Origin of the sequence: Rhodanobacter sp. OR87, from assembly GCF_000473345.1 — a bacterium.
GTDB lineage: Bacteria > Pseudomonadota > Gammaproteobacteria > Xanthomonadales > Rhodanobacteraceae > Rhodanobacter > Rhodanobacter denitrificans.
The window spans coordinates 58,656-66,841 of the sequence record NZ_AXBJ01000023.1; the positions used below are offsets into that span (position 1 = coordinate 58,656).

6 protein-coding genes and 1 pseudogene are annotated in these 8,186 nt (G+C 71.6%); 4 read left to right on the forward strand and 3 right to left on the reverse strand.

Features of this window, described 5'->3' with window-relative positions; genetic code table 11:
• Positions 1–9: 9 nt before the first annotated feature.
• Both RHOOR87_RS0115430 and RHOOR87_RS0115435 read right to left on the reverse strand, forming a co-directional pair.
• Entirely contained in the window at positions 10–1,230 is a 1,221-nt protein-coding gene (locus tag RHOOR87_RS0115430) for a nucleotidyltransferase family protein (RefSeq protein ID WP_007515102.1), read from the reverse strand.
• Positions 1,205–2,707 carry a radical SAM protein gene (locus RHOOR87_RS0115435; protein WP_027485514.1) on the reverse strand — a complete coding sequence of 501 codons (1,503 nt, stop codon included), beginning with the start codon at positions 2,705–2,707 and terminating at the stop codon, positions 1,205–1,207. Before RHOOR87_RS0115435 ends, RHOOR87_RS0115430 begins: the two co-directional genes overlap by 26 nt.
• A 264-nt stretch (positions 2,708–2,971) precedes the next feature.
• Here RHOOR87_RS0115435 and RHOOR87_RS0115440 point away from each other — a divergent pair, with 264 nt between their 5' ends.
• The 4 genes and pseudogenes from RHOOR87_RS0115440 to ligD all read left to right on the forward strand — a co-directional run.
• A complete protein-coding gene (locus RHOOR87_RS0115440) occupies positions 2,972–4,006 on the forward strand; it encodes a serine kinase (protein ID WP_051357959.1) in 1,035 nt (344 codons plus the stop codon).
• Between the two features lie 138 nt (positions 4,007–4,144).
• A complete protein-coding gene (locus RHOOR87_RS0115445) occupies positions 4,145–4,756 on the forward strand; it encodes a peroxiredoxin (protein WP_027485516.1) in 612 nt (203 codons plus the stop codon).
• 227 nt (positions 4,757–4,983) lie between these two features.
• The gene (locus tag RHOOR87_RS0115450; protein ID WP_027485517.1) at positions 4,984–6,750 is read left to right on the forward strand and encodes an ABC transporter ATP-binding protein; all 1,767 of its coding nucleotides are present in this window, start codon (positions 4,984–4,986) and stop codon (positions 6,748–6,750) included.
• A 267-nt stretch (positions 6,751–7,017) separates the two neighbouring features.
• A pseudogene (gene ligD / locus RHOOR87_RS0115455) lies at positions 7,018–7,866 on the forward strand (non-homologous end-joining DNA ligase); the annotation flags it as partial.
• 65 nt (positions 7,867–7,931) lie between these two features.
• On the opposite strand, the gene RHOOR87_RS0115460 reads toward ligD, so the two are convergent.
• Positions 7,932–8,186: transposase (locus tag RHOOR87_RS0115460; protein WP_027485519.1), on the reverse strand; the 255-nt coding region annotated here is incomplete at its 5' end.

Sequence of the window (8,186 nt, forward strand, 5' to 3'; positions counted from 1 at the left end):
GGGCCGGCGCTACGGCGCGCGCGCCGGGCCTTCCAGCGCCGCGCGCACCGCGAACAGGGTGTCCATCCGCGGCACCGGCCGGGTCAGCCAGGCAAGGATGCGCCGCCCGTGCGACAGGCCGGCCCAGTCCGGCCCCTGCTGCAGCCAGAGCTGCGTGCGCAGCATGTCGGCGCGCTCCCGGCTGGCTTCCCGCGTGGGCCTGATCCGCTGACCGAGGCAGCGTCCGAGCTCGCCGACGGAACGCGACCATTCGATGCCGTGCAGCGCATGCAGCCACAGATCGGAGCACGAAACGCGGGTCAGGGTATGGCGGCGCGACGCCATCCGCAGCAGGGCGGGGCAACCGGTGGCGAGCCGTGCCAGCACGTCCGTCGCGATCGAGTCCGGGTAGTAGCGCGCGGTCAGCAGCAGCGGCGGCAGTGCATACCAGGGAGCGTCGCCGGCGGGGTCGTCCCACAGCACGTTCCAGTCGCCCGCGGACAGGCGTGCCGACAGCAGCGCGATGTCGTGCAGATGGAGCAGGCGCAGGCTGCGGTTGCACAGGTTGCCGGCGGCATGCAGCAGCAGGTGGTTCATCAGCGCGCCGGGCGACGGGTAGGGGTTCAGTCCGGGCTGCGGCTGCGGCGGACGGATGCGCGCGGTGATGTCCACCGCGGTGACCGGTAGCCGCTCCTGGATGCGCGTGTGCAGCTCGATGTTGACCGGCGTGTCGCGGTGTTCGCCGAGGCCGGCGAAGGGCGCGCCGGCCGCCGGCCTGAACACCCGGTGCTTCCACGCGACGAACGACTCCACGTAGCCCAGTTCCTGCAGCAGCGCGATCGCCGGCGCGGCATCCTCGGCGCGGACCAGCAGGTCGATGTCGGCCATCGGCCGGTCGCCGGGCGCGTAGAGGCCGAGCGCGTGCAAGGCGGAGCCCTTCAGCGCGACGAGGGCGATGCCGCGGGCGCGGGCGCCGGCATCGATGCGCTGCAGCAGCGTGGCGATGCGCCGATGGCGATGCTCGACGTGTGCGCGCTGGTCGGCCAGGAACGATCGCCAGGATGGGTGCTGCCACGCACAGCGTCGGCACAGCAGCGGCGACACCCCGTGCACGGTGGCGGCCACCGCCGCCAGCTGCCATTCGAGCGCGCTCCATGGCGGCGTGGCGCCGCCCGGCCGCGCCAGCTCCGCGGCGAGCGCCTCGGTGGTGCGGCGCAGGCCGGCCCTAACGACTTTGAGCGGCGGCAGCATGAGGGAGCAGCCGGATATCGATTCGCTTCGTCGCCGCCGCATCGTCGCTGCGGTGCGCGCGTTCGGAGGCGACCAGCGCATCCCATTTGGCATCGAGTGCCGCGCCCGCCTGCCGGTGGCGCTGCGGCGGTTCGGCGGCCTTCGATTGCTGCAGCGTGACCTGCTCGTGCAGCAGGTCGCGCACGCAGCGGTAGAAGTCGGAGTCGTAGGCGCCGTGGAACATCATGGCCAGGTCGCCGCTGTCCTGCCAATGGGTCTTGTCGCCGAGCTGGGCCTTGACCTTGTCGTAGAACTTCGTTCCCGGCAGCGGATAGGCGACGCTCACGCCGATGTCGTCGGGCGCGGCCTGCGCCACCAGTTCGCGGGTGGCCAGCAGGTCGTCCAACTGCTCGCCGAGATAGCCGAGCTGGATGAAGAAGCCCACGCGGATGCCGCGCCGGCCCAGCCGCACCCGGGCCGCAATCAGGTCGGCGACCCGGGTGCCCTTGGCCATGCTGTCCAGCACGCGCTGGCTGCCGCTTTCGGCGCCCAGCCAGGCCTCGGCGCAGCCGGCCTGTTCGAGCGCGTCGGTCATGCGCTCGCTCATCAGGTCGGCGCGGGTCTGGATGGTGAACGGCACCGGTCCGCCGGCGCTGCGCAGGCGCGCCCCGAACTGCGCCACCCAGTCGACGTGGAAGCCGAAGATGTCGTCGGCCATCCAGATGTGATCGGGCCCGAACGCCTGTTTCAGGTAGATCATCTCCGCCGCCACGTCCTCGGCGCTGCGCTGCTTGTAGTGGTTGCCCCAGATCGGCTTGGCGCACCAGTTGCAGCGGAACGGGCAGCCCCGCGACGCCGCCATGTTGAGGCTGAAGTAGCCGTGCCGTTCGCGCCACAGGGTCCGGTAGCGCGCGATGTCCACCAGGTCCCAGGCGGGGGGACCGACCAGCCGGGGGTCCGGCGGCATGGCACCCATGCGTCGCGCCTGGGTCTGGCCGTCCACCTGCGTGGCGATGCCGGCAATGCCGTCGAGCCAGTGGCAGGCGGCGATGGCCGGGTCGCGCTCCAGCCGCGCGATCAGTTCCAGCAGCGCCGCAATCCCTTCGCCCAGCAGCACCGCGTCCGCGCCGGCGGCGAGGAAGGCGCCCGGCTGATCCGACGCGTCGGAGCCGGCCACGATCACGCGGGCGCCGCGCGCATGCGCTTGCGCGATCATCCGGCACGCCGCCTCGCGCATGCGGCCGAGGCACATCTTGGTCAGGTAGTTGAAATTGTCCTCGTAGAGAACCACGACATCCGGCTGCGCGGCGCGCACGGCTGCTGCGTAATCCTCGACGCCATCGGCAAGCATCGCGTCGAACAGGGCGACGTCGTGGCCCCGCTGGCGCAGCAGCGCGGCGATCTGGATCGTGGCCAGCGGGGGATAGGGCTTGCCGCGTTCCCATTGCTTGGGGTCGTACCTCAGGAAATAGGAGTGGCCGACCTGAATCTTCAGCATCGCGAAGGGGCCTCGATCTCGCCGCGGGGACGGCAGCGGCGGCGAGGGGAAACCGGCTTCCTCGTCGATGCTGTCGGGACGTGAGTGCCGGCGCGTGGCACTTCGGTTGCCTCGCGGGGCGGGCCGCGCGGGTTGTCGGTGCCGCGGGCGCCGTCGGCGGGGCGCCTGGACAACCTTTTCGCCGTGGCCGCGCACTCAAGGCCAGGCGACGCGCTGCGGATTCGCCGCATCGTGCAACCACCTCTGGGCCGGGCAACTCGATCGGTGACCACGGCATCGACTCCTCGCGGCGACATCCGGGACGCCAGTGCGGATCCTTTCCGCGAGCGATCCGGCTGCCGCCGTGCCCTGAGCCGGCAGATACTCGGCGCGCGCTTCCGTTTCGAAAGCGCGAGCGAGGCGCTGCTGCAGCAGGTCGAGGCCGCTTACGGCGGCCTGCCGCCGCACCAGTTGCCGACGGCGGTGCCGGAGTTCCGCGTCGAGTTGCGCTTGTCGCCGCCGCGGCTGTCGCCGGGCGGGGGCGAACCACCGCCGGTGCAGACGCAGGCGGGAGCCGGCTGGATCTGCGGCGTCATGGACGCGTCGAACTACGTGATGCTGGCGCCCGCGCAGCAGCGGGCCCTGGTGGTGGCCTCCGCCGACATGCTGGAGCGGCCCTACCATCTGCGCTACGAACTCATCGAGTTCGCCGTGTTCACCCTGGCGACGCGCGGGCAGGGCCTGGTTCCGCTGCACGGCGCCTGCGTGGGCCGGCGGGGCAGGGGCGTCCTGCTGCTGGGCGCCAGCGGTTCGGGCAAATCGACGCTGGCCTTGCTCGCGCTGCTGCAAGGCCTGGATTTTCTCGCCGAGGACGCGGTGTTCGTGCAGCCGCACGCCATGCTCGCCACCGGCGTGGCCAACTACCTGCACGTGCAGGCCGATGCGCTGCGCTTCGTCGACGCCGCCGGTGCCCGGCGCTGGATCGGCGAGGCGCCGGTGATCCGCCGCCGCAGCGGGATGGAGAAGTTCGAAGCCGACCTGAGACGGGGACCCGGCCGGCTCGCCGCGGCGCCATTGGAACTGGTCGGCGCCGTGCTGGTTTCGGCCCGGCCTGCCGCCAACGCCACCGCCTTGCTGAGCGCGGTTAGGGCCGCCGACGTCGCCGCGCGACTGTCCGCGGATCAGCCATACGCGTCCGGCCAGCCCGGCTGGCCCTGCTTCGCACAGCGGATGATGGCGATGGGCGTCCACGAGTTGCGCCGCGGCAAGCATCCGCGGGACGGCGTGGCGGCGTTGCGGGAGCTGCTGGGCGACGGGTGATCGCGCCCGGGGTAACCGCCGGGGAGGCGGCAGCGAAGTAAGCTTGGGTTTTCCTGGGTTCACGTTTCACGTCCAACGGGTACGACCGGTCGGGATGGACTCCGGCCGGGGCGATGCCCCCTCACGAGGGTCACGGCAATGAAAAAGCGTTTTGCGGGATCGATGGCATTGGGTGCGTTGCTTGCGCTGGCTTCGGCGATGCCGGCTGTCGCCGCGCTCGCGCCCGGCGCCGTGGCGCCGACGTTCACCGCCCGGGCCAGCCAGGCCGGCAAGGAGTTCACCTTCTCGCTGGCCGATGCGCTCAGGAAAGGTCCGGTCGTGGTGTACTTCTACCCGTCGGCGTACACCGGGGGCTGCGACCTCGAAGCGCACACTTTTGCGGTCGAACGGGACAAGTTCGACGCGGCCGGTGCGACCATCATCGGCGTGTCGGCCGACAGCATCGAGCGGCTCGATGCCTTCTCGGCGGATCCGAAGTACTGCGCGGGCAAGTTCCCGGTCGCCTCGGACGCCGAGGTCAAGGTCGCGCTTGCCTATGGCCTGGAGGCGATGGCGGCGCGACCGGGCATGCACGACGTGCGTGGCGTGGCCATCGACCACGCGTTCATCCCCCGCACGACGTTCGTCATCGCCCGCGACGGCAGGATCGTCGCCACGCTTTCCTCGGAGACCGACCATCTGCGCCCCGACGAGCACGTGAAACAGTCGCTGGCCATCGTGCAACGGCTGCAGGCCGGCAAGGCACCGTGATCCGGGCAGCGGCGCGCGGGAGCTGAGCGGCGCCCCGGCGGCGCCGGTTTCCGGCTGCCGCCGATCCTGCCGCACGCCGTTCCGGCTGGGCGATGCAACCCCGCGCTCGCCGGATGGCACTCACCGGCATCGCGATCCGTGCCGTGCGCAGGCGCTGGCGTCGATCGCGGCGAAGCGCTGCCGCCACCGCGGCGGATCTTGCCGGCCATCCATCCGGATCAGCAGTGATGCCTGACGAACCATCGCCGGCGCAGGGCCACACGCTCGACCTGCTGCGTTCGCTCGCGCGCACGCTCGGCGGCAGCGACCTGGCGGAAATCGCCGCCTATGTCGCGTTGTCGCTGGCGGCGGCGCTGGTCGGCAGCCTTGCCGCGGTGCTGCTGGTGCCGCTGGTGCAGCCCGGGCACGCGTTGCAGCTGGCCGGCGGGATGTTCGACGTGGGCGGCGGCGTGGAGATGCGGGCCGCCGTCTTCGTCGCGGCCACCGCGGCCTTTGCCGTGCTGCGCTGGCTGGTGGCATGGCTGGGTGCGCGCCTGACCAGCCGTTACGGCATGACCCGGCGGCGCCTGGTGCATGCGCGGCTGGTCGATGCGCCGCTCGCCTCGCTGGCCGACGCGACCTCGGCGGAGATCGCGAACGTCCTGACCTACAACGTCGAAACCCTCACCCAGGGCTTCGCCGCACTGTTGCAGCTGCTGGTCGCCGGCATCACCACGATCGTCAGCCTGGGCTTCGCGTTCTGGGTGTCGCCGCCGCTGATGCTCACGGCGCCGCTGCTTGCCGGTTTCGCGCTGGTCGCGTCGCGCATCTTCGGCCGCGAACAGTCGCAGGTCGGTCGCCGCTATGTCGCCGACATGACGCGGCTGTTCTGGCTCAGCGAGGATTTTCCGCGGCGCCTGCGCCACATCCGTTCGTTCGGGCGGGGGGACGCGGAAAAGGAAAGTTACGGCGCCATTTCCGCGGCGCTGGGCCACGGCTACCGGCGCCAACTGGAGCTGGTGGCGGCCGGGCGGCTGGTGCTCGAACTGCTGGCGGCGGCCGCGATCGCCGCCGTGCTCGTGCTCGCCTATCGCTGGCACGGCGTCGATCAGTCGTCGCTGATCGCGGTGTGCCTGCTGCTCGGGCGCCTGCTGCCGTATCTGGTATCGACCCGGCAGAGCTTCCAGCAACTGCGTTCGGCCGTCCCGGCTTTCGGGCTCTGGCAGCGCTACATGGACCTCGACACGATCCGTTCGCCGGCGACGCCATCGCCCGCCGGGCCGGGGACGGATCGACCGGCGCTGCACATCGAGCGGATACGACTGGCGCCGCCGCTTGCCGGTCTCGACGTGCGCCAGGTGAGCCTGCGGCCCGGCGAGCTGACCCTGATCCGCGGCGACTCCGGCATCGGCAAGAGCAGCCTGGTCGACGTGCTGGCCGGCATGGGCGTGCCCGAGGTTTTCGCGGCGCGGGTCGACGGACACGCCATCGGCTTCGGCGAATACCGGGAACTCGTGCGGCACGGCGCCTATGTCAGCCAGGGCGTGCGACCCTGGCAGCACTCGGTGCGCGAATGCCTGCGCTGGGCGGCGCCCGAAGCCGGCGCCGAGCTGATGCAGGCCGCGCTGCAGGACGTCGGCCTCGACAGGCGACTGGCCGGCTCGCTGCAGGGCCTGGACACCGCGCTGCACAGTACGGCGAGCCGGCTCTCCGGCGGTGAGCTGCAGCGGCTGCTGCTGGCCCAGGTGATCCTGCGCCGGCCCTTCCTGGCCGTGCTCGACGAAGCGACCAGCGCGCTCGACGCCGCATCCGAGATCCAGGTGCTGGCCGCCATGAAACGCCGGTTGCCGCAGACGATACTCGTCGTGGTATCGCACCGGGCCAGCGTGGCAGCGGTCGCCGACCAGTGCCTGAGCATCGACGGCGACCTCGTGGCGACGATGGCCGCGAGCGCGGATCCGTGCCGTGCCGCGGCGCTGAAGCATGGCGGGCGCCCGCACGATGGGGCGCGCTGAGCTTTCGATCCGGCGCGGACGTTCGGGTGCCCCGGGCCGGCCGGCAGCAGCTTCGCGGACGGCGGGATGACGTTCCAGGGCAGGCTGGTCGACGTGCCGGCGTGTCGGCGGAACGCCGGCCTGTGCCCCGTTGGCGCCGCGTGCACACGCGGCGTGCCTAGCATTGGCGCCACGCGGTGGCAGGGTGGCAAGGTGAGCGATTCCGACTCGAACCTGGAAACGGCGGCGCGCGGGCGCGTCGGTGCCGTGACCGTGCCGCCGGCGGCGATCAGCCATGCCGCGCGCGTGGTCTACCCGGACCGCGGGATCAGCAAGGGCGAGGTGGCCGCGTACTACGCCGCGGTGGCGCGCTGGATGCTGCCGGAGCTGGCGAACCGGCCGCTGTCGCTGCTGCGCTGCCCGGACGGGGTGGGCAGCGCCTGCTTCTTCCAGAAGCACCACACGCAGGCGCTGGGCCGGCACGTGCAAGTGGTCGCGCTGCGCGAGAAGGGCGGCGGCGTCGACGACTACCTGTACGTGCGCGACCTGGCCGGCCTGCTCGAACTGGTGCAGATGAACGCGCTGGAGTTCCATCCGTGGGGTGCGCAGGTGGACCGGCCCGATGCGCCGGACCGGCTGGTGTTCGACCTCGATCCGGCGCCGGGCGTGCCGTGGCCGGCGGTGGTGGCGGCGGCGCGCGATATCCGTGCGCGGCTGCACGGGTTCGGCTTGCGGAGTTTCGTGCGCACCAGCGGCGGCAAGGGCCTGCACGTGGTGCTGCCGATCCGGCGCGGGCCGGACTGGGCCGCGGCGAAGCGTTTCTGCGCGGCGTTGGCCCGCGCACTGGTGGCGCGGCGGCCGCAGCAGTACGTCGCCAGCGCGAGCAAGTCGCGGCGGCAGGGCCTGATCTTCATCGACTGGCTGCGCAACACGCGCGGCGCCACCAGCGTGTGCAACTGGTCGCTGCGCGCCCGCGCCGGCGCGCCGGTGGCGATGCCGCTGCGCTGGGAGGAACTGGGGCGGGTGCAGGGCGGGGCGGCGTTCGACCTGCCCAAGGCGCTGAAGCGGGCGGCGGCGTTGCAGCGCGACCCGTGGGAGGGCATCGCCATGCTGCAGCAGGTGTTGCCGGAACTCTGAGCGCAACCCCGCCCGACCCTCCCCTGCGGGCAGGGGAGGGCGCAAGGCCCGGGCTTTATTTCGGTTCATCGCGCCTTACCGGGAAAGGCGGCCTTGATTTTGAGGAAGAAGTAAGCGGAGTCGCGGTAGCCATAGGCCATTCGCTTGATGACCTTGATGCGATTGTTCATGCCTTCCAAGACGCTGGTGTTGAGCCGGTAAAGGGCGCTGGCGATGATGCCATCGATGTACGGCGCCAAGCGTTTGGCGAAGGCGACCAGGGGTGGCAGCTGGCTATCCAGGGCAAGGCGATACCACTCGTTCCAGCGGCGATGGGCCTC